We start from the raw sequence: 25,755 nt of genomic DNA on the forward strand, positions 1-25,755 counted from the left end.
TGTGCTGGCGACAATAGCAAGAGTGAACCACCTGATCCCTTCCCGAACTCAGAAGTGAAACCTCTTTGCGCTGATGGTAGTGTGGGGTTACCCATGTGAGAGTAAGTCATCGCCAGCTCATTATTCCAAACACCCCCAACTTAACAGTTGGGGGTGTTTTTTTGTGCGTGAAGAAAGGCTTAGGTGATCACTCAGATGAAATCTCCACAGAAAAAATGAGCGAAAGGCGTATACTGGATCTATCTAAGGAGCGGATATGTCCTCAAATTCATCTTCTAGCCATATTGAATATGGTACTACCGCATTTAAAGCAGTACTTTTTTCCTTATTTCTTGCCGGCTTTGCCATTTTCTCATCTTTGTATTGCCTACAGCCGATGATGCCCATTTTGGCAGATTATTTTCAGGTCAGTCCGACTCAAAGTAGTTTTCCCTTATCACTTTCTACTCTTGCCTTAGCCATTGGTTTGCTATTTACCGGACTGATTTCGGACCGTTTTGGGCGTAAACCGGTTATGGTCTGCTCCCTGCTATTGATTGCAATTTTGTTAATGCTCAGTTCGATACTATCTCTTTGGTCGGTATTTTTATTGCTTCGGATCTTGATTGGTCTCTGTGTCAGTGGTGTGGCAGCAGTCGCCATGACTTATATCGGGGAAGAAATTGCCGAAAAAGATATCGGTTTCGCCATGGGCTTATATATTTCTGGTACAGCCATTGGCGGGATGGGCGGGCGTTTGATTGCCGGAGTTCTAGTTGATTTTATCTCCTGGCAATCTGCTACTCTGATAATTGGTATCTTAAATATCTGTATTGCAGGATTATTTTATTATCTGTTGCCGGCATCGCAACATTTTAAAGCTTATCCGATCAAGTTTAATCGATTCAAAAACTCATTCAGGCATAATCTGGCCGATCCGAAACTTCGGATTTTATTTCTGCAAGGTTTTATCCTGATGGGCTGTTTTGTCTCGATATTTAACTATCTCAGCTATCGTTTGCTTCAGGCACCTTTTGAATTATCACAGGCCTGGATTGGTTTAATCTCGGTGACATATTTGGCTGGTATTTATAGCTCCCCCCGAGCGGCACATTGGGGTCGGCATTATGGTAAATTCAAGACATTGGTCGTCATGATGCTGATGATGCTCCTTGGATTAACACTCATGCTGCTCAACCAGCTGGCTCTGGTCTTTATCGGATTACTAATCTTCACTTTTTCATTTTTTGCCGCGCACTCTACTGCAAGTAGCTGGGTGTCGATCCAGTCGCTACAATATCGGGCAGTCGGTTCTTCGCTATATTTATTCTGTTATTACCTCGGTTCCAGTGTGTTGGGCAGTTCGAGTGGACTGGTCTGGGAAAATTATGGTTGGAGTGGATTAACTGCATTTATTGCGCTACTGTTGTTGAGTGGTCTGGCATTCAGTTTCAAGCTCCGCTCAGATTAGAACATCGTATTTAGATTTTTCTCTATAAAATAAACCCTGTGCATTTATCTTGCGGATCATTTTGCTTTCAATTCTGATGATGCCCAAGTTTTGATTCGCTTAGTTCCTGATTTTGTATAAATTATAATCAAGCAAGCTGGGTCTAATTCATGGTAAAATGATCGGCTTTCATCTTTGATCTTATTTTAGATCTCCTATCATCTGCCAGCCGAGAATTGCTAGCCATGTCTACTGCTTATACCATGCAGACTGCGCCAAAAGCGTTGTTTGATTACGACAAATATTGGGCGTCTTGTTTTGACCCTGCGCCTTTTTTGCCGATGTCACGCGAGGAAATGGATCAACTCGGCTGGGACAGCTGTGACTTTATTCTGGTCTGTGGCGATGCCTATATTGATCATCCGTCTTTCTGTTCAGGTATTATTGGCCGGGTATTAGAAGCCCAAGGCTTTCGTGTCGGTATTATTGCACAGCCAGACTGGACCAACGTGGATGCGTTCCGCGTTCTGGGTAAACCGAATATTGCTTGGGGGGTAACGGCAGGGAACATGGATTCCATGATCAACCGTTATACCGCCGACCGTAAAATCCGCTCGGATGATGCCTATTCCCCAGATAATCAGCCAAATAAACGTCCAGACCGTGCAGCAACTGTATATTGTCAGCGTGTCCGTGAAGCATATCCAGATGTGCCTGTATTATTAGGTGGAATTGAAGCTTCTCTGCGTCGTATTGCACATTATGATTACTGGTCAGATAAAGTCCGTCGTTCAGTGTTGATGGACTCAAAAGCCGATCTTTTGATGTACGGCAATGGCGAACGCTCAATTACCGAAATTATGCATCGTCTGGCGCGTGGCGAAAAAATTCACGAGATTACCGATGTTCGCGGTACTGCGTTCATTGTCAATAAACATAACCGTGCATCGAAAGCAAAGTTTGTCGAAATTGCCTCGAATGATGTTGATGCGATTGGCCGTGTCGATCCAATCATTAACCCTTATGTGATGACTGAAGATCTGGAAGGTTGTGAAATTGAAAAAGACAAAGATAGTCTGACTCAATATCAAGGTTTCCAGAAAGAGCCTGTCGCCAATCCGATTGTGCGGGCCGGCGATGAGCTAGATCCTGATACGCAAATTGTGCAATTACAACCTGCTTCAAAAGCAATTAAACATAAATTACCACCGCGTGAACTGGCTGTAATTCGCTTGCCTGCATTTGAAGAAGTGGCTGCAGATCCGGTGCTTTATGCCCATGCCAACCGAATTTTGCATTTAGAAACCAATCCGGGCAATGCCCGTGCCATGGTACAAAAGCATGGTGAACGTGATGTCTGGCTAAATGCGCCACCAATTCCGTTGACCACGGAAGAAATGGACTATGTGTTTGACCTGCCTTATGCACGTTTGCCACATCCTGCTTATGGTGAAGCGCGTTTTCCAGCGTTTGACATGATCAAGTTCTCTGTGAACATCATGCGTGGCTGTTTTGGTGGCTGTACCTTCTGTTCGATTACAGAACATGAGGGTCGTATTATCCAGAACCGTTCTGAAGAGTCGATTCTGCGTGAAGTGGAAAAAATCCGTGATACGGCGCCGGGCTTTACCGGGATTATTTCAGACCTAGGTGGCCCGACAGCCAACATGTACCGTCTGGCCTGTAAAGATCCAGAGATTGAAAAGAACTGCCGTAAACCATCTTGTGTCTTCCCGGGCGTTTGTCAGAACCTGCATACCGATCATGCACCATTGACCCAGTTATACCGTAAAGCACGTTCATTACCGGGTATTAAGAAGATCTTGATTGGTTCTGGTTTACGTTATGACTTAGCGGTTTTAAACCCTGAATATGTCAAAGAACTGGTGACCCATCACGTCGGTGGTTATTTAAAAATTGCACCGGAACATACCGAAAAAGGCCCACTCAATAAAATGATGAAGCCGGGAATCGGAACCTATGATCGTTTCAAACAGATGTTTGAACGTTATAGTAAGGAAGCCGGCAAGGAACAGTATCTGATTCCTTATTTCATCGCAGCGCATCCGGGGACTACCGATTACGACATGATGAATCTTGCGATTTGGTTGAAGAAGAACGGTTTTCGTGCTGACCAAGTGCAGACCTTCTATCCATCACCGATGGCAACGGCTACCACCATGTATTACACCGGTAAAAACCCACTGGCAAAAGTGGCGCGTTATACTGAAAATGTCGATATTGTGAAAGGTGAGAAGCGTCGTCGTCTGCACAAAGCTTTCTTGCGTTATCATGATTCAAACAACTGGCCTTTACTGCGTGAAGCCCTGAAAGAAATGGGTCGTCAGGATTTAATTGGTAACTCGAAACAGCATTTGATTCCGACTTATCAGCCTGCCGGCAGTGCAGATGGTCAGTATCAATCGGCGCGTAAGAAAAATTCGACGGTTGCCGGTGATTCGCAAAAACGTACCGGCGAGCAGGGGAACCGTAGCAAGGCTGCACAAGCTCAGTCTCGTCCTTCAAATACCAAGAAGCGTCCTGAGCGTGGTCAAATTCTGACCCAGCATACTGGTTTGCCACCACGTGAAACGGGCGATGCCAAGAAACCCTTTGGTGGGCAGAAGCCTAAAGCTAAATCAAAATCACGTGCATAATTAAGTTAATAAAAAGACACTTCGGTGTCTTTTTTTAGCGCTAGGGTAAAGTAACGTAGCTAAGGACTATGATTAAAAAATGTAAAGGGATGTATTATTTGCATTATGTATTGCTAAAAAGTGGTATAAAAATAACACTTTGTCGGAATTGTCCTACAGTTAAGCAGATTTGTATTGCGATCAATTCTATGGATGTTTTAGAGTGCGTTATCAGTACTTTAAATCCACTTTCATTGGCATTCAAAAAGATGTCATTTTAGGTAACACAAAATCGAGTTTTGATACCGGTTGTATGGGTATTTAAGCAGATTGGTTGTTAGCTCTATTTAAAATAAAGCGTGGGTTTATACTGCACAACAATAAAACAAAAATGATTATAAGAATGCAAGGATTTAGGCATGACCACCTATATTATGATTGGGAGTTTCCTGCTCTTCTGTGTCGTGCTCATGGCATGGAAAAAGCTCGGAAATAATTCCAAACCACAAGACAGCGCGTTGAAGCAGCGTGCGATTTTCAATCTGAATGAGCAATTGACCTTCACTCGCCTGAGAGAAGTTTTACCAGAATGCATCATTCTGGCTCATGTTTCCTATGATGCCTTAATGACCACCAAATTTAACCGGACTCGACACAAGTACCGTAACCTGACTGCCGATTTTGTAATTCTGGATCAGCAATATCAGATTCTGGCAGTTGTAGCGGTAGATGACCCTTTAATCCTTAAGCGTCCACAACAGACAGGGTTCCAGGATGCATTACTGACCATGGCTGGTTATCGGGTGATCCGTTACGACGATGTGCCGGAATATTATCAGTTGCGCCAAGACTTTTTGCAGGAGCAAGCGCAAATGCAGAAAATGCCCAAATATACAGTTAGCAATGATCTGAAAAAATACTATCTATATTCAGATTTAGAGCGCAGTAAAATTAAAGCAGTCGGTTAAAACAAAAAAGCATGCCAGAAGCATGCTTTTTTATGAATCGATCTAGGAAAATTATTCCGGTTTAACCGCCACGACGGTCAGTTCGACCAATACCCGTGGATCATACAGTTTTGCTTCGACACAGGTACGAGGCAGCGCTTCGATATCCGCCACCCAGGCATCCCAGACTTCATTAAAAGCCGCATAGTCATGCTCAATATCCTTGAGATAAATTGTGACTGACATGATGTGACTTTTGTCTGTACCGACATCTGCCAGAAACTGGTCGATAATATCTAAAGTTTGTTGGGTTTGACCTTTGATATCCAGCTCAACATCTGTGGCCAGTTGCCCGGCAAGATGTACCAGATTGCCTGCAATGGCAATTTCCGAAAAGCGTTTCGATACGTGTAAACGTTCAACTGTCATGTTGTTCATCCTGAGTTTTGGGCATCAGGGCTGCGACCAATGCAGTCAGCAGACAACCCACCGCCAGATAGATGGCTACATAATGCCATGAACCATCCGCCCAAATCACCAGTGCTGCTGCAATAAATGGGGTAAAACCACCACCAATGATACTCGCCACCTGATAGCCAACTCCGGCACCGCTGTAGCGGTATTCTGTGCCAAACAGTGAGGTGAAAATCGGTTGATGGACACTAACTACCATATCGTGTGCGACGTTCGCCAGTAAAATTGCGCCAACAATAATCATCCAGGTGTTTTGTGCATCGAGCGCCATAAAGAATGGGAAGGCTGAGAGTGCACCAATCAAACCGCCCCAGACGCACATTTTCTGATGATTAAATTTATCTGCCAGCCAGGCAAAAAATGGAATACTGAAACAGCTGATTGCCCCGACCATCAGGGTGATATTCAGGAAGAACTGTTTGTCCATGCCCAGATTGCTAGTCGAATAGTTCAGGGCAAAGTTGGTAACCAGATACATGGTCAGCAACTCTGTCAAGCGTAAGGCAATAATATAAAAGAAAGCTTTTGGATGTTTGCTAATCGCCTGCAAGATCGGCAGCTTTTCTGGTTGATGGTCTGCTTTCACCACCTTTTCTACAAATTCTTGTGATTCATCCTGATCACGGCGAATCCACATGGCAATGCCGATCAACACGATACTGGCTAAAAAGGGAATACGCCATGCCCACTCGGCAAAGGCTTCTTCACCCAGTGTCGCAAGAATAAGTGATACTGCACCGGTCGCCAGAACCAGACCAACGCCGTAGCCGACCTGAACCCCACTGCTGTAAAAGGCTTTTTTTCCTTTTGGCGCATTTTCTACGGCCATGAGGGCTGCACCGCCCCATTCACCACCCACGGCAAAGCCTTGCAAGGCTCGACAAAACACCAGCAGTACCGGTGCCCACCAGCCAATCGCTTCAAAATTTGGCAGCAGGCCAATCCCGACCGTGGAAATTCCCATCAGGATTACAGTGAGTACCAGCATTTTTTTGCGGCCGAGCTTGTCACCAAAGTGACCAAATACCACACCGCCTAAAGGACGAAACAGGAAGCCGACCCCAAAGGTGGCTAGTGCCGCCAGGGTGCCCATGTTCTCGCCAATACTGGGGAAAAACTGATCTTTAAAAATTAAGGCTGCAACAATGCCGTAAAGGAGAAAATCATACCAATCGACAACAGCACCAACAAAACTAGATAGCGCAGCTTTACGTGCGCGTTGTTCTTGAATAACAGAAGAATTTACAGAAGACATGCAGGAGGGGATTCCATGAGTTACATCAGAGTTGCCCTGTAATATTCGGATTTGATCGTCACGCTAATCACAGGACAGCATGCTGAAAGTAAAGGTGATTTTCAGCATCTCAGCACATACATGGATAATGCATTGCGCAGATAGAGTACTCTAAAAAATCAAAATGTAAAAACAAAGTTGCCGTATTTTTAAACTGATGATTAAAACATGAACAAAAAAGGTTTAGAGTAGCAATAACTGGGTTTCAGTTTCGGGGATGCTGAGCTGATACACGCCGACGCCGATCAGTCGGAATTGCATTTGCGGGGCAATATGCAAATCGTCGAGCAGTAAGTCTAAGGCTTGGGCTAATTCCTGTGGACTACGCAGCACCTGTTTAAAACTTTTACTGTGTTGCATCACCTGAAAATTCTTGAGTTTTAATTTGACCGTAACGCCGCGAGCCGAAAGCTGTTTCTTTTGTAGGCTTTGCCATACTTGTCCAAGTAAAGGTTCCCAATAGGGGCGACATTGGTTTAGATGCAGGTCATCATCAAAAGTGGTTTCTTTGGAAATTTGTTGGCGTTCCCGTTCCACTTCGACCGGCCGTTCATCAATACCTTGAGCATATAAAAACAGCCGCCGGCCATATTTGCCAAAATGCTGAATCAGTAAGGCTTCATCAATTTGCTGTAAATCGCCTAAGGTGTTCAGGTTCAGGCTTTTCAGTTTTTCCTGGGTGACTTTACCGACACCGGGAATTTTTTTTAGCGGCAAATTCTGAATAAACTGTTGTACCTGTGAAGGTTTAATTACACAGATCCCATTCGGTTTGTGCCAGTCCGAAGCAATTTTAGCGAGAAACTTGTTGGGCGCTACACCAGCAGAAGCGGTTAATCCGGTGGCTTGAAAAATATCCTCACGAATTCGCATAGCGACTTCGGTAGCACTTGGAATCTGTTGTAAATTTTCTGTGACATCCAGAAAGGCTTCATCTAGCGATAAAGGCTCAATCAGGGCGGTATATTGCTGGAAAATTTGATGGATCTGTGCAGAAACTTGACGGTATTTGGCAAAGTCCGGCTCAATTACGATGACCTGCGGACAGAGCTTGCGCGCCTGTCCCATCGACATGGCAGAACGTAGACCATATTCGCGTGCCGGATAGGAGGCAGCCGCAACCACCGCCCGGGGATGATGCGAGGCAATCACCACAGGCAGGTGTCTGAGTTCTGGACGTTCACGCAGCTCGACCGAGGCATAAAACGCATCCATATCGATATGAATAATTTTGCGCATAGCCGCTATCTTAAGGGGCTTTAATCGGATTGGGAAGCGACGGCTGAGTTGAGTAAATAGGGTTGCGGTCCGCTGAGCAGAACGACTTTTGTTCCTTGTGCCTCGGCGGCCTGAATCAGAAGATTCAAACTTTTTGGAGTGTCATCGGCAAGACGGGGTAAAAATTGTAGCGGCTGGCTTAAAGGCTGGAAAAAATCATCCCAATGTATCGGGATGACCACTTTGGGTTTGAGCGTTTGCAGGGTTTCAGCCAGATAGTGCCGCTGATAGTCATTGGATTGTCTGGAGAGCTGGGCAATACCCAAAAATAACGTATCGACCTGCAGGTTTTTAAATTGATCCGGGATAAATCCGGTACTGGCCTTGACCAGAATCTTGTGTCCTGAATGCTCAATCAGGTAATCAAAACTGCCGCCTTCCTTAAATTCGGAAAATTTGGCCGGCAGGGCTAAAGGTTGGAGTAGCTCTTCGCCTAGGTCATCATTTACCGCTGTGGCTGGCGTATGTTGTGAAGGAATTGCGGTTACTTGAAATTTGTTGACGTGCTGTATTTGCCTAGGCGTGACGGAGTGTAACTGCTGCGGACTTACTTTGGGATTTGCCCGGGCGATATTCAGGCTAGTGGGTGAACCGATGACAGCGGTTTCAGGAAGCATTTCCAGTAAAGCCGGTAGATCCAGAACATGATCATAATGCGAGTGACTGACCAGAATGGCTTTGGCCCGGTGCAGTTCATGCTCTTGAATTAGCTGCCTTAATAGCACGCTATCACTCTGAATTGGACCGCTAAGCACTTGCGACAACGACGGCCGGCTAAAGAAACCATCTATCAGGATCTGATCCTGACCATCATCCAGCAACAGGGTGGAAACACCGAAAAATTTAACGTTTAGTCCAGAACGAGAGGAACTGCTTTGCGGCTGCCAGTTCTGAAAGTCACTGAGCTTGCCTGAAGGTTGCAGCAGATAAGCCAGCACACCCGCTATGAGCAGCAGAACAATCACCAGACCGAGTAAAATACCTTTAATCCATTTCAAGATTTTTATTTCCTTATTTTTCTACTTTTATAAAGCGCTTGTTTTCAAGCGATCGATTTTATTTGGCCTGATGAGTAGATGATGGTACTGCAATTGCATTCATTCTCAGAAAATCCAGCCACTGCTGTTCTGAGCCATAGAACACATTCAGATCCACAGTTGTACTAATGCCGGGAATTTTACCCTGATTGCTATGTTGCCAGAAGGTCCATTTGGGCTGGTTGTTTAAATCGGGCAGACCCTTATACTCGCGTACCCAGAGTGGCACTTCTGGAAAATATCCTGCCAGTACAATATTATAAAATGCTTTAGAAATATAGAAAATTGGCTGTTTGCCATAATGCTTTTGCAGGGCATCGTGCATGATCTGGATTTCGTTTAGAAGCTGCTCTTTGGAATAGGTATTGATGCAATTGCGGTCATACTCCAGATCAATCACCGGCGGTAAAGCATTGGCTTGCTTGGGGACGGAGTCGATAAAGTTCTGTGCCTGAATGCTGCCATCGCGACAAAGCCGATAGAAATGATAGGCACCAACCAGAAAGCCGCGTTCCCGCGCCTTGAGCCAGTTCTCTTGAAAACGCGTATCTTTAAAGTCACCACCTTCTGTGGCTTTCAGATAGACAAAACGGTATTTTTCCGGCGAAATCTGCTGCCATTGAATTTCTTGTTGATGGTGTGATACATCGAAACCCTGGATCGGATAATCTGCTGCATGCGCAGAAGGGGCTTTAATCAGGCAAAGATAAATCATGGCGATAATCATCACGGCGATCAGAATGCCAAGCCCGATGAAAAGCGGCTGTTTGAATCTGTTCAGAGCCAGATTTTTTTGCATTTTCAGTTCTTACCTGTATCTAAACCTGAGCTTAAAGGCTGCATTCGCCTGGCGTTAATATATCGTATTAAACAGGGGTGTTTTTAGGAATATGCCAGAAAATATAAGCCGCAATAATATTGATACAGCCTAAACAGATCAGTGACACATGAAAAGCAGCCACCAGATTGTCAGCGCCGTAATAGGCACTCAGCATATTGACCAGGGTGCCTGCCAGCGCCACCCCAATACTCATTGACAGCATCATGATCATCGACAGGAAACTGTTGCCGCTACTGGCATCCTGCTGGCTTAAGTCCTTTAAAGTCAGGGTATTCATCGATACAAATTGTAGGGAATTTAAAATGCCGAAGATAAAGAAATGAATTGCACGCAGCCAGATCGGGGTGTCCGCCGTGGTCAGGGCAAAACTGGCAATACACAGACCCACCAATAAGGTATTGACCAGCAAAACCCGACGATAACCAAAACGCTGAATGATTTTTCGGATAATCGGTTTAGACGCCAGAGAGCCGAGTACGGTTGGAATCATCAATAGACCGGTAATAAAGGGCTCAAAACCAAAGGCGACTTGCAACATAAGGGGGAGTAAAAATGGAATCGAGTTACCGCCAAGACGGGCAAAAAAATTCCCCAGAATGCCAATCGCATAAATTTTATTTTTAAAGAGCCGACTGCGGAACAGGGCGTTGCTATGCGTATGCGAATGATAGGCATACATCAGGGCCGCCAAGATTCCGGCCAGAATCAGACTCAGACTCCACCACAGCGAATTTTGTGGACTGGCAAAATTTTCAATTCCCAGACAGAGTCCCACCATGGCCACAACCAGCAAGACAAAGCCCCAATAATCAAAGCGAGCGACCAGCGGTTCAATGACATTCGGCATGGCCTTAAAAGTAATCAGCGCTCCCAGTAAGCCAATCGGCAGATTGATCAGGAAAATCCATTGCCAGGACAGATATTCCACCATCCAGCCCCCAAGAGTTGGACCAATCAGGGGGCCAATCAGGCCGGCCAGACTCATTAGGCTCATGGCAGCCAGAAACTGGGTACGGGGAATGATCTTGAGCATGGCCAAACGGCCGACGGGGAGCAGTAAGGCGCCACCCGTTCCTTGCAAGATCCGATAAGCCAGCAATTCATTCAGACTATCTGACCAGGCACAGCCCAAAGAGGCCAAAGAGAAAATAATAATTGCAGCAAAATAGATATTTCTGACGCCGAAACGGTCTGCCAGCCAGCCACTCAAGGGAATACAGGCTGCCACAGACAAGACATAAGCCACCACAACACTGTGCATGCGTAAAGGATCGGCCTGTAGGTTATGTGCAATCGCGGGCAGAGCTGTATTAATAATGGTGGTATCCAGCCCCTGCATAAAAAATCCGATCGATACCAACAAGACCAGCAGTCTGAATTCGGGATCTAAGGCTTGATGCATAGGCGTGGCATTCATAATTCTGGAAAACTGAAAATTTTGAATAGTTTAAAGGAAGAGTAAGGCACAGGTGTAGTGAATACGTGTGAACTTTTTTTCAAGATATAAATCAGTTATAAGTGTAAAACTCATAAGAAAGTGAGTATTTATCAGATCGGTGCCTCATATCTGTAAAGAGCGATAAAAATAAAATTAAAGCAGTACTTTTTGTTTATAAACAGCTTTCTCTGTCATTTTCATCTTTATCAAATGAAAATATGACAAAATTGTCATGAAAATGAAATAAAACCGTCATAATCTTGGGCCAACTTTTCAGCAATGCTGAAATCTCCTCGCGTATAGGTTTGTTTTTATGACAATCGAGATTTTGATGGTGATCGGCTTCTGTTTAGCCGCTTATTCTATTGTCGGAAATGATGTGCCTCAAACCTTAGGGACATTTATTTCCTCGAATTCACATCGTCCATGGTGGGTGTTGTGGATTTATATCAGCTCAATTTTAATTGTCGTATTGGTCTATGGTTGGTATGCATCCGGGGTGGGTGATGCCTCATATGGCCGTTTAGAAACGATTCCTTTCCCTGAAGGTGGCATTACCTGGCTGTACATTGTGCCGCCTATTCTCCTGTTAATGCTCACCAAATACGGGATTCCAGTCAGTACCACCTTCCTGGTTCTTACGATTTTCTCTCCTGCCAGTCTAGGCTCGATGATGGTGAAATCGATGATGGGCTATGCGGTGGCCTTTGTGGTGGCGATTGTCATCTATCGTTTTGTGGTCAAGCAACTGGCACGACATTTTGCCAAGACACGTCATCAGGAGCACTCCAAGGTCTGGATGGGCTTGCAGTGGGTCTCTACCGGTTTCCTGTGGAGCCAATGGCTGATTCAGGATCTGGCCAACATCTTCGTGTATGTGCCGCGTCAGGTTCCGTTTGAATTCCTGATGTTTGCCATTGCGGTATTTGTGGTCTTGCTGGGCGTCATTCTGTATCAACGTGGTGGGGCCATCCAGAACATTGTCGATACTAAAACCGGCGTGACTGACATTCGTGCTGCGACGATTATCGACTTCCTGTATGCCATTATCCTGTTGATCTTTAAAGAATGGAGCAACATTCCAATGAGTACCACCTGGGTGTTCCTCGGGTTACTCGCAGGTCGTGAATTTGCCATGTCGATGATTCTGGATGAAGTCAACAAACATCGGACTTCACGTAATGTCAGTGCAGATGCGATGAAACTGATGTTCGGTCTGGCCATGTCTGTGATTCTGGCGACCACCTTGCCGATGTTCTATGATTTTGTGACGAATTATGGTCAATAACTAGCAGCCATAATCCATAAAAAAAGCGAGCCCAGTGCTCGCTTTTTTACTTTGAATGCTTTAAACCACAAATCTTTGTGGATGGCCCAAATTGGTTAATGAGCTATAAATTTCATTTTCATCTTCGCAAACAATTAGTTTGGCGCGATGCTGGGGAGGCAAAAACCCGTCTTCAACGGCACGGTCCAGCTGCATAATCAAGGCATCATAAAAACCGTTAACGTTATATAGCATCATCGGTTTCTGGTGCTGGTTCAGCTGACCCCAGGTGGCAATTTCCAGAATTTCCTCAAACGTGCCCAGTCCGCCCGGTAGTGCCACAAAGGCACAGGCCCGCTCAGCCATCATAGCCTTACGTTGATGCATGCTGGTCACCACATGTAATTCAGTGAGCTGGTTATGGGCAATTTCATAATCCAGCATAAATTCGGGAATCACCCCAACGGCTTCACCGCCATGCTGGATCATGGCATCCGCGACCTGTCCCATCAGGCCAATACTGGCGCCACCATAGACTAGCCCGAAACCATGTTCTGCCAGTCCTTGCGAGAGATGAATGGCTTTTTCTAAATAAACCGGTTTGTTGCCTGCACGTGAACCACAATAGAGTGCCACTAGAGGGCGAGTTGTTTTTGGGGAGTTGTCTTTAAAATAATCTGTCATTTGAATTACGCTTTGCATTTCTTTTCTTCACCTTATCATTTTTCTTTCTTGTGACTACAGCTTAATTAATAAATATGACAATTCTGTGAGCAGGTACCATTTCACCATAAACAGGCAAGCGAAATTCATCGACAAACAGCCATGAAAACAGGTGAATTTAGATTTGATCTTGATATACTGAAAATTGGTTTCACAACAATAGAACGAAAATGGGTAGTGGTCGTTGGCCGTGTAACGCTATAAATCGCCATCAAATAATTGATATTATTCAATATCAAAAATATTATGCTGTTTCATTTCAGCCTCAGTTCATTCAGTACAGCAGTCCTGAGTTTCAGGAGCCAAGCGTATGATCTTTGAATGGATGTCTGACCCCTCAGCCTGGGTCGGTTTACTCACATTAATTGTTCTTGAGATTGTACTCGGGATCGACAATCTGGTTTTTATTGCCATTCTGGCGGAGAAACTGCCACCAGAACAACGTAATACTGCACGGGTTGTGGGCTTAATGCTGGCCCTGGTGATGCGTTTGATCTTGCTGGCTTCGATTGCCTGGGTGGTCACTCTTACTGATCCACTGTTCCATATATTTGATCATGCTTTCTCGGGTCGAGATCTGATTCTATTGTTTGGTGGGGTGTTCCTGCTGTTTAAAGGCACCATGGAACTGCATGAGCGTCTGGAAGCCAAACCGGTCATTAAAGAAGAAAATCCGGTCCATGCAGTATTCTGGATGGTGATTGTCCAGATCGTGGTGCTGGATGCCGTATTCTCATTGGACAGCGTAATTACTGCAGTAGGTATGGTCAAAGACCTGTCAGTGATGATGATTGCCGTGATTATTGCCATCGGGATTATGCTCTGGGCATCCAAAGCCCTGATGGATTTTGTCAACAGACATCCGACCGTGGTGATTCTGTGTCTGGGCTTCCTGATGATGATCGGTTTCTCGCTGGTGGTAGAAGGCTTTGGTTTCCATATTCCGAAAGGTTACTTATACGCAGCGATTGGCTTCTCTGTCATTGTCGAGTTTATTAATCAGACCATGAAACGCAATCAGGAAAAAATGGTGACCACCACGGATATGCGTTACCGAACTGCTTCTGCAGTGATGCGGATGCTCGGTGGTAAACCTGCTCAGGACAATGATTCTTCGGAGCCGGAAGATGTTCTGGCAACCCGTGCCTTTGCTGATGAAGTCTTTAATGATGACAACGGCATCTATCACAGTGTCATGGTGCAGGGAGTTTTGGGTCTGTCTGAACGTCCGGTAAAATCGGTGATGACGCCGCGTCCCGAACTGGAATGGATCGATCTGGACAATGATGCCGACAGCATCAAAGCACAATTGTTGCAGATGAGCCATTCGCGTTTGATCATCGCTCGCGGCGAACTGGACAATATTGCCGGTGTGGTGCTGACCCATAAAGTCCTGAATGAATATATTGAAACTGGGGTGCTGGACTTTGAAAAGCATTTACGTGAGCCAGTCATCGTACATGAAAATGCTCAGGTACTGATGGTGATGGATCAGTTGCGTCAAGCTCCCTTACAGATGGCGATTGTGCTGAATGAATATGGCTCAATTGAAGGGATTGCCACGCCGATTGATATTCTTGAAGCGATTGCCGGTGAATTTCCAGATGAAGATGAGCTGCAAGTGGCAGCAGAAAGTCTGGATGATGGCAGCCTGATTCTGGACGGTTCCACCGATATTCGTCACGTTTCCTTGCTGCTGGATCGTGATCTGGTCAATGAAACTGAAGAATATTCGACCCTGTCTGGCTATGTGTTATTCCATATGGCACGTTTACCGCACAGCGGTGAAAAGTTTGAAGCAGACGGGCATATCTTTGAGGTGGTGACCATGGACGGTCATAAGATCGATAAAGTGCATATCATTCCGCAGCTTCCTGCGCAGGACTAAACTATAGTCAGCGTTGGGTTGGTAAAGTTTGCTAAAATAGCCTGCATTGTCGGGCTATTTTTATGGAACTGAAATGTCAGAAGCATGTCCATGCGGACAAGGTGAATATCATAGCTGCTGTCAGCCCTTACATACTGGACAACAGGTCGCAGAGACTGCGCAGCAACTGATGCGTTCCCGTTATAGTGCCTTTGCCAAGCATGAAATCGATTACATCAAAACCACGACTGCGCTGGGTCAGCAGCAGGCACTGGATTTGCAAGCCATTAGTGATTGGAGTAAAGCCAATCAGTGGTTAAAGCTTGAGATTGTTCAAGCCAATGAAAAATTAGATAAAAATCACGCCTTAGTCGAGTTTAAGGCGCATTTTCATGATGGCAAGCAGGCACAAGTGCATCATGAAGCTTCGCATTTTGTAAAATTTGAAGGCCACTGGTATTTTCTGGACCCGACCACGGAGCAGAAACTCAGCATGAAACAGGTTTGCATTTGTGGCTCGGGGAAAAAATTTAAGCAATGTTGTGCGGGATTTTTATAACTTTCACATAGATTTAGCTTAGAATAAGCGCCATCTCAAAGCCTCAGGTGGAAGCAGGGCGATGTTACTGACCGTCATCTATATTATTGCAATTACCGCTGAAGCGATGACCGGGGCACTGTCTGCTGGCCGGCGCAGCATGGACTGGTTTGGTGTCATGATCATTGCCTGTGTTACGGCATTGGGTGGTGGTTCGGTCCGTGATGTTCTGCTGGGACATTATCCTTTAACCTGGGTCAAACACCCCGAATATCTGGTGCTGACCTGTTGCGCTGCTTTCGTCACCATCCTGATTGCAAAATGGATGCGCCAGTTACGTAATGTCTTCCTGGTACTGGATGCCTTGGGTCTGATTGGTTTTACCATTATTGGCTGCCAGATTGCTCTGGAAATGGGACATGGTTTTGTGGTGAGTGCCGTTGCAGGTGTCTTGACCGGTGTATCCGGCGGGATCTTGCGTGACATCCTATGTAATGATGTACCTTTGGTTTTCCGTCGTGAACTGTATGCCAGTATTGCTTTTGTTTCAGTGATCTTTTACTGGCTCTGTAGCCATTACGGCTTGTCGCAGGACCTGACCATTCTTTCCACCCTGATTTTCGGCTTTAGCTTGCGTTTGATCGCCATCTATTTTGGACTGGAAATGCCAAAATTCATTTATAAAGAAGATGATGAACATTCGGCATCTTCCAAAGACGAATCCTGATTTGTAATCGTCATGAATGCGACTATAAAAAATAGCCGCATTCAGCTTAATTCATAGTATAAAAAATACAAAGCAGCCTACCTGTTGAGAAAGCAGCATCTCCCGTTCCACCTGATCAGAGATTTTTGTTATGGATTTAGTTTCTCGCATACAACGCTTACCGATTGGTAAGTTTCACTACACCTTGCTGGTGGTGATTGGACTGGGTTGGATGTTTGATGCGATGGATACCGGATTGATTTCCTTTATTCTGGCAAAAATGGCTGAAGACTGGCAGATGACTGCGGATCAAAAAAGCTGGGTAGTATCCATCGGTTTTGTTGGTATGGCAATCGGTGCAATCTGTTCAGGTGGTCTGGCAGACCGTTTCGGCCGTAAAACCGTATTCGCTGTGACACTGGTGATTTATAGCTTGGCTACAGCGGCCTGCGCTTTTGCACCGAATTTGACCTGGTTGTTGGTGTTTCGTTTTATCGTCGGTTTAGGTCTGGGTGGACAGTTACCCGTGGCAGTGACGCTGGTCAGTGAATATATTCCTGCGCATGTGCGTGGCCGTTTTATCGTATTGCTGGAAAGCTTCTGGGGACTGGGCTGGTTGGTTGCGGCTCTGGTATCGCGCTTTGTCATTCCGGATTTTGGCTGGCAAACCGCTTTCCTGATCGGTGGTCTGCCTGCGCTATATGCGATTGTGATCTGGAAAATGGTGCCGGAATCTATTCCATTTCTGATTAACCGTGGCCGTGTAGAAGAAGCTTCGGCACTGGTGAAAAAGATCGAGCGTCAATGCGGCGTTGAAGTTTATGAAATCTTTGAAGTGAAGCCGGTCGCAGAGAAACAGTATATTTCATTTACCCAGTTGTGGTCGGGTATCTTTGCGCGTCGTACCCTCATGCTGTGGCTGATCTGGTTCGGTATTATATTTTCTTATTATGGCATCTTTACCTGGTTGCCAAGTTTGCTGGTCAAAGAAGGCTATAGCATCGTCCAGTCCTTTGAATACGTGCTGATTATGATTTTAGCGCAGTTGCCCGGTTATCTGGTGGCAGCATGGCTGGTCGAAAAACTCGGTCGTAAACCGACCTTGGCAGGTTTCATCGGCATGTGTGCCATCTCGGCATATTTCTTTGGCCAGTCGGGCAGTGTCACCGAAATTGTGATCTGGGGCTGTCTGATGTCCTTCTTTAATCTGGGTGCTTGGGGCGTGCTTTATACCTATACACCAGAACAATATCCAACCAATATCCGTGCTTTTGGTTCAGGCTGGGCTGGCGCAGTAGGCCGAATTGGGGGCATCGCAGCACCTTTTGCTGTCACCCATCTGATGGGCATGCCAAATGGTTTCAGTTATGTCTTCACCATGTTTACTGCGGTTCTGGTTGCCGTTGCAATCGTGATTCTGGTTTTGGGTGAAGAAACCAAAGGCAAGACCCTTGAGTCGATGGGCTTATAAACTTGATGAATTTTTAGTTGCTTAGGGTCTATAAAGTGGATATTTTTAGGCCATAAGACACAAATTGTCGCGCTGAGGCATTTGATGCTCTTGTGTCATCCCCAGCCGCGACATAGCATAAGAAACATTGATACAAAAACGAATTATTTAGGACTATAGGTTGTTATGACAAGCCTTGCGCATCATGCGACAGAAAACCGCTCCGTAGCAGAATTTACCGAACAAGCTTATCTGAATTACGCCATGTACGTGATTATGGATCGGGCATTACCGCACATCAGTGATGGCCTGAAACCGGTACAGCGCCGTATTGTCTATGCCATGAGTGAGCTGGGCCTGAAATGGACCAGCAAACCAAAGAAATCTGCACGTACCGTCGGTGACGTACTGGGTAAATATCATCCGCATGGTGACTCGGCCTGTTATGAAGCCATGGTGCTGATGGCACAGCCGTTTAGCTATCGTTATCCGTTTATTGAAGGACAGGGCAACTGGGGCTCACCCGATGATCCGAAGTCTTTTGCCGCAATGCGTTATACCGAAGCCAAACTGTCTCAGTACAGTGAACTGTTACTGTCTGAACTGGGTCAGGGTACCTGTGACTGGCAGGACAACTTTGACGGTTCGATGAAAGAGCCGGTGAACTTGCCGGCACGTGTACCGAATATTCTCTTAAATGGTACAACGGGAATCGCCGTCGGTATGGCCACCGACATTCCGCCGCATAACCTGCGTGAAGTGATTAAAGGCACCATTGCCCTGATTCGTAACCCGAATCTGACCGATGAAAAAATCTCAGAATATATTCCTGCGCCGGACTTGCCGACCAAAGCAGAAATTATTACCCCACCTGCTGAACTGTTAAAAATTCAGGTCACAGGTCGTGGTAGTTATCGTATGCGCGCGGTCTATACCGTCGATAAAAATGAAATTGTGATTACCGAACTGCCATATCAGGTCTCAGGCTCCAAAATCATCACCCAGATTGCCGACCAGATGCAGGCCAAGAAACTGCCTTTGGTCAGCGATGTACGGGATGAATCGGATCATGCCAATCCAACCCGTTTAGTGATTGTATTGCGTTCTAACCGGATTGATGCCGAAGCGGTGATGAGTCATTTATTTGCCACCACTGATCTGGAATCGAGCTACCGTGTCAACATGAATATGATTGGTGCCGATGGCCGTCCACAGGTGAAATCGATTCGTCGCATTTTACTGGAATGGATCGAGATCCGTAAAACCACGGTGACCCGTCGTCTGCAATATCATCTGAACAAAATCGAAAAACGCCTGCATATTCTGGGGGGGCTGATCATTGCCTACTTGAGTATCGATGAAGTGATTCAGATTATTCGTGAACAAGATCAGCCCAAGCCCGTGTTAATGGAACGCTTTGGCATTGATGAGATTCAGGCCGAAGCCATTCTGGAGCTGAAATTGCGTCATTTGGCCAAGCTTGAAGAAATGGAAATGCGCCGTGAGCAGGACGAGCTGGAAGCGAAGGCTGCGGTGATTCGTGAACAGCTGGCCAATCCGGAATCTTTAAAAGCGCTGATCATCAATGAACTGAAAGATGATGCCAAGAAATTTGGCGATGATCGCCGTTCGCCACTGGTGCAACGTGCCGAAGCTGCTGCGATTAATGAAAATGAAATGTTACCAGCCGATCCTGTGACCATTATTTTGTCGGAAGCTGGCTGGATTCGCTGTGCCAAAGGCCATGATGTTGACGCTGAAAATCTGAATTTCCGTGCCGGTGATCAATATCTCAGCCATGCACAGGGCAAATCCAATCAGCGTGTCTATATATTAGATGAATCGGGACGTAGTTATGCCTTGCCAATCAATAACCTGCCATCGGCGCGTGGTCTGGGTGAACCTTTAAGTTCAAAATTATCACCTGCCAGCGGCATCAGTTTTAAACAGGTCTTTGTTGCAGAGGATGAGACGGAAGTCCTGGCGCTGAGTAACAAGGGCTATGGTTTTAAAACGCAGGCCAAACAGCTGGATACCAATGCCAAAGCAGGGAAGGCCTTCCTGAACTTATCCGATGGGGCGCAAGTCATGAGCCTGCAGCCACTCGAAGATGCCACGCATGTTGCACTGCTCAGTTCAGCAGGACGCCTGTTGATTGTCGATTTGGCAGAATTGCCTGTATTGAACAAAGGTAAAGGAAATAAATTGATACAACTTGAAGGTGGTGATCAAATTTTGTCCATGACAATATTGAAGCTTGATGAAATAATTCAAGTGCTTGCAGGACAACAGCAGTTAAAATTAAAAGGGGATGATTTGCAGAAATATATCGGCAAGCGCGGTGCAAAAGGACAGCTTTTACCACGCGGATATCAAAAAGCAAATAAACTGTTGATTCAAAGATAAGACTAGCATCCATCCTGTAAAATACGTTATATATGAACAACGATTCAACAAGATGGATGCAATATTGCACATATACAAGTCTAAAAATGGCGTGTGATATTGAAAAAAACAGTTGAAAACACTAAGGATTATGATTGGAGAGATGGGCATTATGGAAAAAATTTGGTTGGCTGAATACCAAAAGACAGGGATTCCGGAAACAGTAGAATTACCGGCAGAGCATACTTCTCTAGTCGATGTTTTTGAACGTAATTTCCAAAAATTTGGTTCGCGTGATGCCTTTATCTTTATGGATAAGGCCATGACTTTCAATGATCTGGAAGAGGCGAGCCGTAAGTTTGCAACGTATTTACAAAGCTTGGGGTTGGCAAAAGGTTCACGTGTGGCGGTGATGATGCCAAACGTTCTTCAGTATCCGGTCGTGGCACTTGGGGTGTTCCGCGCAGGTTTGGTACTGGTCAACGTGAATCCACTCTACACATCGCGTGAACTTGAGCATCAATTAAATGACTCAGGCGCTGAAGTACTGGTGATTATTGAGAACTTTGCATCTGTTTACCAAGCGATTCTGGGTAAAACCCCGGTAAAACATGTGGTTATTGCTTCTGTAGGCGATATGCTGGGTGCTTTGAAAGGAACTCTGGTGAACTTTGTCTTGCGTTCTGTGCGTAAGCAGATTCCAGCTTGGGACATTCCAGGCCACGTGAAATTCAATACGGCATTAAATAAAATTAGCCCGAGCAATTACAAACGTCCTGAGTTGAGCCTGAGCGATACCGCGGTTCTACAATATACTGGTGGTACTACCGGCGTATCGAAAGGGGCTGAACTGACACATCGTAACCTGGTTGCGAACATGTTGCAGTGTGACGGGATCTTCCAGAGTAAGTTTGGTGCACAAGATGGCCAGCCAGATGACCGTATTTTCTGTGCCTTGCCGCTTTATCATATCTTTGCATTCATGGTGTGCGCACTTTATGGCATGTATAAAGGTCAGGCCAACGTCCTGATTCCGAATCCGCGTGATCTTCCTGCGGTGATGAAGGAACTACGTAAATACCAGCCGACTTTCTTCCCGGCAGTGAATACACTATTCAATGCGCTGGTGAACAATGAAGAGTTCAAACAGCTTGATCATAGCAAACTGAAAATGGCGATGGGCGGCGGTATGGCGGTACTTCCTTCTACTGCAGCAGCATGGAAGAAAGTCACTGGAACCAATATCGTTGAAGGCTATGGCTTATCTGAAACTTCTCCAGTGGCAACAGCAAACCCACCTGCGTCTGAAGAATTCAGTGGCACCATCGGTATTCCATTGCCATTAACTGAAGTGGCGATTCTGGATGATGACGGCAATGAAGTTGCACTGGGTGAGCAAGGTGAAATTTCAATCCGTGGTCCTCAGGTCATGAAAGGCTACTGGAACCGCCCAGACGAAACTGAAAAAGTCATGGTTAATGGCTTCTTCCGTACTGGTGATATCGGTGTCATGGATTCACGTGGTTATGTGAAAATCGTAGACCGTAAAAAAGACATGATTTTAGTGTCTGGTTTTAACGTGTATCCATCTGAGATTGAAGAAGTTGTTGCAACCCATCCAAAAGTACTGGAAGTGGCTGCGATTGGTGTGCCAGATGAAAAATCTGGTGAAGTACCGAAACTGTTTGTTGTGAAAAAAGATCCGTCTTTGACCACAGAAGAAGTCTTGGCCTTCGCTAAAGAAAATCTGACCGGTTATAAACGTCCACGCTATGTGGAGTTTATGGACGAATTACCGAAATCGAACGTGGGTAAAATCCTGCGTAAAGATTTACGTAAAACAGCTTAAACTCGATATTAAAAAAAGCGCCTGATGGCGCTTTTTTTATTTGCAGGTTTTTATTTTTTCATGAGCCAGCGGTCAAAATAAGGACGTCCTACACCGACTACTCCCAGAAAAATAAACATGGTGCCAAATTGGCGGGTAAATCCTGTCTGGTTAAAGTTGCCATAACTCAGAATATTGTCGACCACACAATAGACCAAAATGGCTACCACCCAGTGCCAGATTGGCATGCGCTTGATGCCGACGGCATAAAAGGCAATCCATAAAATGGCAAAGCTAAAGATCGGCGACCAGATATTCATATTGGCACAAATCACGGCCATCAAAAAAGCCACAATCGGCAGCACGATTTTTAATACGCGATCCACTTGACGTTGATGCTGGCGCTGTTTATCGAGGACATCGAACATTTCATTTTGCTCAGGCGCGACCATAGTGAATCCTTCTTAAGTAATAAAAAACACTCTATTTAACAAAATTTATTCACGAAACACCATGCTATGATAGATATAAAATTTTCATGAGAAAAAACAGATGCACAGCATTAGTGGGGTGATTTATCTCATTTTAGCCGCTTGTCTTTTGCCTTATGTATTTACTTTGATTGCAAAGAAATCGGCAGGCTTTAGCGCAAAAGACAATCAGAACCCACGAGAGTTTTTAGCAAAATCAACCGGGCTCTCGAGCCGTGCCAATGCGGTTCAACAAAATAGTTTTGAAAGTTTACCATTGTTTATTGCCGCTATTTTAATGGCTGAATATATGGTGGTCTCTCAAACCCTGGTCATGACCTTCGGGATAGCCTATCTGGTATTTCGTGTGTTGTACGGCATTTGTTATCTGGCCAATTGGGCGACTTTACGTTCGATCGTCTGGCTACTTTCAATCTTATGTCCTGTGGCTTTATTGCTGCTGATCATCAAGATCGTTTAAGCAATCAATTACAGTTCGCGGACATATTTACAGTTCGATATTTTAAAATCCAAACATTTCTTTAAAAACCGTTATAATTGTCGCGGTTTTTTAAAAGATATAACTTGTTAAAGAGTGATGCTATGAGCTACAGCAATATCCCAGCGGGTAAAGATGCGCCAAACGACATCTATGTCATTATCGAAATTCCTGCCAATGCAGCACCGATCAAATACGAAATTGATAAAGATTCTGATGCATTATTCGTAGACCGTTTCATGGGTACAGCAATGTTCTACCCAGCAAACTACGGTTATGTACCTAATACACTTTCTCTGGATGGTGATCCACTTGACGTATTGGTTGTAACGCCACACCCAGTAGAGCCAGGTTCTGTGATCCGTTGCCGTCCTGTTGGTAAACTGAACATGGAAGATGATGGTGGTGTTGATGCGAAACTGGTTGCAGTTCCACACGACAAATTGACTCCAATCTACAAAGATATTCAGGAATATACTGATCTTCCGCCATTGTTGATCAGCCAGATCGAACATTTCTTCCAGCATTACAAAGATCTTGAGCCAGGCAAATGGGTCAAGCTGAGTGGTTGGGAAGGTGCTGATGTTGCGAAACAAGAAGTACTGGACTCAATTGCAGCTTATGCAGAAGCAAACAAGTAATTGCTTTACGGTTTAGGTTTTAAATTTTTAAAGCCTAAAATAAAAAACCTGCACAATGTGCAGGTTTTTTTATGGCTTGAAATTCGAGTGAATTAGAATAATTTCACAGGAATGTCTAAGAATAAACGCCATTCGTTAGTATCTGGCATGTAAACATCATTATAGGCTTGGTCAGCACGGTAATATGAGTGACGTACACGAAGGCTCGCGTCTTTGGCAAAACCAGATTGAACGGTATATTTCACTTGGTTAAAGAATTCACGTTCTTGTGCATCATCAGTTGTAATAGTACGGCCAAGTAGAGCTGAATCACTATCATTTGGGTCTACACGAACAGCACGGCTTGCATCAATATCCCAGCCATATACAAATGCAGAAGTCCAAGATAGGCCAGGAACATTTATTGCACCAAAATCAAAAGTATATTGAAGTTGAACAGATTTTTCATCATTGCCTATGAAGTCAGATAGGTATGAGTTCGGCATATAAATAGTTTGATGACCATCACCTACACCTTGACCTAGACCGTAGTCATAACCTGTATTACCCGTATTTTGTTGGTAAGCAAGCATGACATTGTGTGGGCCTTTATTATAAGTTGTTGAAATCGCCCAGATTGAATTTTTGAATTTATCGTCTACAGAACCGATATATGAATAAAGACTATTATTAGCTTCACGATCCCAGTTCGTATGATAACCACTAAAGTCATGAGTTAAGGTGCTGTCATTAGCAAGTTTATAACTATAGTTGGCATTGACATAATGACGCTCTAGGCGGTCTTTAATGTCTGTACCGTAATAAGAAGCATTAACTGCATCATTAAATTTATATTTCGCACCCCAAACGATTGCGCGATCCAGTTCATTACCATCAGATTTGATCTGGCTTGAACGTTGATTTTCAGTAAATTTACCAGCAACTAAGTTTAAGTTTTCAATTTCATTGCTTTCAACTAACACACCTGTGAAGTATTCAGGAACCAAGCGTGCTGTATTACTTGCAAGCACAGGCAGATCTAAAACTTGAGTACCATAAGTTGCAGTCGTGTTTGAAACACGTGCTTTTACATATGCGCCACCACGTGCCCAATGATCATAAGCATCTACACGACCTTGCGCATCTTGACCACCGTGTGTCGGGATCATGTCATTACCAGCATGTGCATTTTCACCTAGTTTGAAAGATGCATCGCCAATAATACCGGCACCAAAGCCTACGGTACCTTTGGTGAAGCCTGAGTCTAATTTTACAATTGCTGTCTGAGCAAATGAACTGCGATCTGAGCCAGGTGTAGTATCTTTATAGTCACGGCTGATATAACCGGTACGGAACAGTACAGAACCTTCAGCATCTTCTACAAAACCTTTCGATTCACTTTGCTCGCTAGCGAAAGCAGTAGAAACCAAAGCAGCCTGAATCAAAACTGCTAATGTTAATTTTTTTGAATTTTGCATTGGGAAGAGAGCCTTATACAAATTGATCGGAATTTTTTAGGAATTGTATAAGAAATGCTAAAAAAATGTCATTTTTTATTAGATATATTCCACTAAAGTTTAGATTTTTTTAACTCAATTAAACAATAGCAAGGATTTGAGGTGATTAATTTTTAAACTGTCGGTAAAAAGTGAGTAAAAACATAATTTTATTGGAAGATATAAATGATATTTCTGAAGGGGTGAAATGAACATAAGCAGCTTATTTATTTTAGAACGTGCGAAAAATATGATCAAAAATTACGCACTATTTTTTAGCACAAATTTTAATCATTACAAAAATAGAATCAAAATGGGGCAAATTGTAAATGATTATGTATAAGTATTAAAAAATTGATGAAATACCCTTAACTACATTTATTTAAAAGAAAGCTTAGATAATTCGGCGAATTCAAACATGAGGTGCGACAGTTTGAAAAGTCTTATGATAATCAACAAGCTGAGCAAATTTCTCTAATGGTGTAAGCCAATCTAACGCTTTTCTAGGACGAGTATTCAGTGACATGGCAAC

Annotated in this window: 21 protein-coding genes, 1 rRNA gene and 1 pseudogene; 13 read left to right on the forward strand and 10 right to left on the reverse strand. The window is 44.6% G+C overall.

Going from position 1 to position 25,755, the window contains the following annotated elements; genetic code table 11:
* Positions 1-3 precede the first annotated feature (3 nt).
* The 4 genes from rrf (at position 4) to FTT75_RS13795 (ending at position 5,033) form a co-directional block, all read left to right on the forward strand.
* Positions 4-118, forward strand: a 5S ribosomal RNA gene (gene rrf, locus FTT75_RS13780).
* Positions 119-256: 138 nt separating this feature from the next.
* Positions 257-1,450, forward strand: coding sequence for an MFS transporter (locus FTT75_RS13785; protein ID WP_180186688.1), 1,194 nt, complete (start codon positions 257-259; stop codon positions 1,448-1,450).
* Between the two features lie 224 nt (positions 1,451-1,674).
* Complete coding sequence (locus FTT75_RS13790; RefSeq protein ID WP_180186690.1) at positions 1,675-4,086, forward strand: YgiQ family radical SAM protein; 2,412 nt, start codon at positions 1,675-1,677, stop codon at positions 4,084-4,086.
* A gap of 398 nt (positions 4,087-4,484) precedes the next feature.
* Positions 4,485-5,033: a hypothetical protein gene (locus FTT75_RS13795; protein ID WP_064102331.1), complete on the forward strand. Its 549-nt coding sequence runs from the start codon at positions 4,485-4,487 to the stop codon at positions 5,031-5,033.
* Between the two features lie 51 nt (positions 5,034-5,084).
* Here FTT75_RS13795 and FTT75_RS13800 read toward each other — a convergent pair whose 3' ends face one another.
* From FTT75_RS13800 to mdtD, 6 genes are all read right to left on the reverse strand, one after another.
* Positions 5,085-5,441 carry a RidA family protein gene (locus FTT75_RS13800; protein ID WP_180186692.1) on the reverse strand — a complete coding sequence of 119 codons (357 nt, stop codon included), beginning with the start codon at positions 5,439-5,441 and terminating at the stop codon, positions 5,085-5,087.
* A complete protein-coding gene (shiA, locus tag FTT75_RS13805; protein WP_100329443.1) occupies positions 5,431-6,741 on the reverse strand; it encodes a shikimate transporter in 1,311 nt (436 codons plus the stop codon). The genes FTT75_RS13800 and shiA overlap by 11 nt, the downstream gene beginning before the upstream one ends.
* A gap of 222 nt (positions 6,742-6,963) precedes the next feature.
* On the reverse strand, positions 6,964-8,019 hold the full coding sequence (dinB, locus tag FTT75_RS13810; RefSeq protein WP_180101404.1) for a DNA polymerase IV: 1,056 nt from the start codon (positions 8,017-8,019) through the stop codon (positions 6,964-6,966).
* 20 nt (positions 8,020-8,039) lie between these two features.
* Positions 8,040-9,056 carry an MBL fold metallo-hydrolase gene (locus FTT75_RS13815; protein WP_180186694.1) on the reverse strand — a complete coding sequence of 339 codons (1,017 nt, stop codon included), beginning with the start codon at positions 9,054-9,056 and terminating at the stop codon, positions 8,040-8,042.
* A gap of 58 nt (positions 9,057-9,114) precedes the next feature.
* Positions 9,115-9,894: a GH25 family lysozyme gene (locus FTT75_RS13820; protein ID WP_180186695.1), complete on the reverse strand. Its 780-nt coding sequence runs from the start codon at positions 9,892-9,894 to the stop codon at positions 9,115-9,117.
* A 67-nt stretch (positions 9,895-9,961) separates the two neighbouring features.
* A complete protein-coding gene (gene mdtD / locus FTT75_RS13825; RefSeq protein ID WP_180186696.1) occupies positions 9,962-11,353 on the reverse strand; it encodes a multidrug transporter subunit MdtD in 1,392 nt (463 codons plus the stop codon).
* 334 nt (positions 11,354-11,687) lie between these two features.
* Here mdtD and FTT75_RS13830 point away from each other — a divergent pair, with 334 nt between their 5' ends.
* A complete protein-coding gene (locus FTT75_RS13830; protein WP_180186697.1) occupies positions 11,688-12,662 on the forward strand; it encodes a hypothetical protein in 975 nt (324 codons plus the stop codon).
* 60 nt (positions 12,663-12,722) lie between these two features.
* On the opposite strand, the gene FTT75_RS13835 is transcribed toward FTT75_RS13830, so the two are convergent.
* Positions 12,723-13,343 (reverse strand): TIGR00730 family Rossman fold protein, encoded by a 621-nt coding sequence (locus FTT75_RS13835; protein ID WP_100355210.1) that lies wholly within the window; start codon positions 13,341-13,343, stop codon positions 12,723-12,725.
* 331 nt (positions 13,344-13,674) lie between these two features.
* On the opposite strand from FTT75_RS13835, the gene FTT75_RS13840 reads away from it, so the two are divergent.
* The 6 genes from FTT75_RS13840 (at position 13,675) to FTT75_RS13865 (ending at position 22,159) form a co-directional block, all read left to right on the forward strand.
* Positions 13,675-15,252 carry a TerC family protein gene (locus tag FTT75_RS13840; RefSeq protein ID WP_100355209.1) on the forward strand — a complete coding sequence of 526 codons (1,578 nt, stop codon included), beginning with the start codon at positions 13,675-13,677 and terminating at the stop codon, positions 15,250-15,252.
* Positions 15,253-15,325: 73 nt separating this feature from the next.
* Positions 15,326-15,790 (forward strand): YchJ family protein, encoded by a 465-nt coding sequence (locus FTT75_RS13845; RefSeq protein ID WP_005094506.1) that lies wholly within the window; start codon positions 15,326-15,328, stop codon positions 15,788-15,790.
* A gap of 61 nt (positions 15,791-15,851) precedes the next feature.
* Positions 15,852-16,496, forward strand: a complete 645-nt coding sequence (locus tag FTT75_RS13850; protein WP_005108433.1) for a trimeric intracellular cation channel family protein — start codon at positions 15,852-15,854, stop codon at positions 16,494-16,496.
* Positions 16,497-16,626: 130 nt separating this feature from the next.
* The gene (locus tag FTT75_RS13855) at positions 16,627-17,946 is read left to right on the forward strand and encodes an MFS transporter (RefSeq protein ID WP_180186698.1); all 1,320 of its coding nucleotides are present in this window, start codon (positions 16,627-16,629) and stop codon (positions 17,944-17,946) included.
* 165 nt (positions 17,947-18,111) lie between these two features.
* Complete coding sequence (gene parC, locus FTT75_RS13860) at positions 18,112-20,331, forward strand: DNA topoisomerase IV subunit A (RefSeq protein WP_180186699.1); 2,220 nt, start codon at positions 18,112-18,114, stop codon at positions 20,329-20,331.
* Between the two features lie 151 nt (positions 20,332-20,482).
* Positions 20,483-22,159: an AMP-binding protein gene (locus FTT75_RS13865; RefSeq protein ID WP_180186701.1), complete on the forward strand. Its 1,677-nt coding sequence runs from the start codon at positions 20,483-20,485 to the stop codon at positions 22,157-22,159.
* Between the two features lie 50 nt (positions 22,160-22,209).
* Here the strand turns inward: FTT75_RS13865 and FTT75_RS13870 are convergent, their stop codons facing one another.
* Positions 22,210-22,590: a hypothetical protein gene (locus FTT75_RS13870; RefSeq protein ID WP_074383676.1), complete on the reverse strand. Its 381-nt coding sequence runs from the start codon at positions 22,588-22,590 to the stop codon at positions 22,210-22,212.
* 100 nt (positions 22,591-22,690) lie between these two features.
* Here FTT75_RS13870 and FTT75_RS13875 point away from each other — a divergent pair, with 100 nt between their 5' ends.
* Both FTT75_RS13875 and ppa read left to right on the forward strand, forming a co-directional pair.
* Complete coding sequence (locus tag FTT75_RS13875; protein ID WP_180000947.1) at positions 22,691-23,089, forward strand: MAPEG family protein; 399 nt, start codon at positions 22,691-22,693, stop codon at positions 23,087-23,089.
* A 122-nt stretch (positions 23,090-23,211) separates the two neighbouring features.
* Complete coding sequence (gene ppa, locus FTT75_RS13880) at positions 23,212-23,748, forward strand: inorganic diphosphatase (protein ID WP_074383675.1); 537 nt, start codon at positions 23,212-23,214, stop codon at positions 23,746-23,748.
* A 92-nt stretch (positions 23,749-23,840) separates the two neighbouring features.
* Here the strand turns inward: ppa and FTT75_RS13885 are convergent, their stop codons facing one another.
* Together FTT75_RS13885 and FTT75_RS13890 are read right to left on the reverse strand one after the other, a co-directional pair.
* On the reverse strand, positions 23,841-25,205 hold the full coding sequence (locus tag FTT75_RS13885; RefSeq protein ID WP_005263971.1) for an OprD family outer membrane porin: 1,365 nt from the start codon (positions 25,203-25,205) through the stop codon (positions 23,841-23,843).
* Between the two features lie 430 nt (positions 25,206-25,635).
* Positions 25,636-25,755 (reverse strand): annotated as a pseudogene (locus FTT75_RS13890) (IS30 family transposase); the annotation flags it as partial.

The sequence above is a fragment of the Acinetobacter sp. YH01008 genome (assembly GCF_013420435.1).
In the GTDB taxonomy this organism is placed as follows: domain Bacteria; phylum Pseudomonadota; class Gammaproteobacteria; order Pseudomonadales; family Moraxellaceae; genus Acinetobacter; species Acinetobacter pseudolwoffii.

What these genes read in the sequence shown, in the direction of transcription:
- FTT75_RS13785 (WP_180186688.1), top strand. Translation starts at nt 257, where the DNA reads ATGTCCTCAAATTCATCTTCTAGCCATATTGAATATGGTACTACCGCA.
- FTT75_RS13790 (WP_180186690.1), top strand. Translation starts at nt 1,675, where the DNA reads ATGTCTACTGCTTATACCATGCAGACTGCGCCAAAAGCGTTGTTTGAT.
- FTT75_RS13795 (WP_064102331.1), top strand. Translation starts at nt 4,485, where the DNA reads ATGACCACCTATATTATGATTGGGAGTTTCCTGCTCTTCTGTGTCGTG.
- FTT75_RS13800 (WP_180186692.1), bottom strand. Translation starts at nt 5,441, where the DNA reads ATGACAGTTGAACGTTTACACGTATCGAAACGCTTTTCGGAAATTGCC.
- shiA (WP_100329443.1), bottom strand. Translation starts at nt 6,741, where the DNA reads ATGTCTTCTGTAAATTCTTCTGTTATTCAAGAACAACGCGCACGTAAA.
- dinB (WP_180101404.1), bottom strand. Translation starts at nt 8,019, where the DNA reads ATGCGCAAAATTATTCATATCGATATGGATGCGTTTTATGCCTCGGTC.
- FTT75_RS13820 (WP_180186695.1), bottom strand. Translation starts at nt 9,894, where the DNA reads ATGCAAAAAAATCTGGCTCTGAACAGATTCAAACAGCCGCTTTTCATC.
- mdtD (WP_180186696.1), bottom strand. Translation starts at nt 11,353, where the DNA reads ATGAATGCCACGCCTATGCATCAAGCCTTAGATCCCGAATTCAGACTG.
- FTT75_RS13830 (WP_180186697.1), top strand. Translation starts at nt 11,688, where the DNA reads ATGACAATCGAGATTTTGATGGTGATCGGCTTCTGTTTAGCCGCTTAT.
- FTT75_RS13835 (WP_100355210.1), bottom strand. Translation starts at nt 13,343, where the DNA reads ATGCAAAGCGTAATTCAAATGACAGATTATTTTAAAGACAACTCCCCA.
- FTT75_RS13840 (WP_100355209.1), top strand. Translation starts at nt 13,675, where the DNA reads ATGATCTTTGAATGGATGTCTGACCCCTCAGCCTGGGTCGGTTTACTC.
- FTT75_RS13845 (WP_005094506.1), top strand. Translation starts at nt 15,326, where the DNA reads ATGTCAGAAGCATGTCCATGCGGACAAGGTGAATATCATAGCTGCTGT.
- FTT75_RS13850 (WP_005108433.1), top strand. Translation starts at nt 15,852, where the DNA reads ATGTTACTGACCGTCATCTATATTATTGCAATTACCGCTGAAGCGATG.
- FTT75_RS13855 (WP_180186698.1), top strand. Translation starts at nt 16,627, where the DNA reads ATGGATTTAGTTTCTCGCATACAACGCTTACCGATTGGTAAGTTTCAC.
- parC (WP_180186699.1), top strand. Translation starts at nt 18,112, where the DNA reads ATGACAAGCCTTGCGCATCATGCGACAGAAAACCGCTCCGTAGCAGAA.
- FTT75_RS13865 (WP_180186701.1), top strand. Translation starts at nt 20,483, where the DNA reads ATGGAAAAAATTTGGTTGGCTGAATACCAAAAGACAGGGATTCCGGAA.
- FTT75_RS13870 (WP_074383676.1), bottom strand. Translation starts at nt 22,590, where the DNA reads ATGGTCGCGCCTGAGCAAAATGAAATGTTCGATGTCCTCGATAAACAG.
- FTT75_RS13875 (WP_180000947.1), top strand. Translation starts at nt 22,691, where the DNA reads ATGCACAGCATTAGTGGGGTGATTTATCTCATTTTAGCCGCTTGTCTT.
- ppa (WP_074383675.1), top strand. Translation starts at nt 23,212, where the DNA reads ATGAGCTACAGCAATATCCCAGCGGGTAAAGATGCGCCAAACGACATC.
- FTT75_RS13885 (WP_005263971.1), bottom strand. Translation starts at nt 25,205, where the DNA reads ATGCAAAATTCAAAAAAATTAACATTAGCAGTTTTGATTCAGGCTGCT.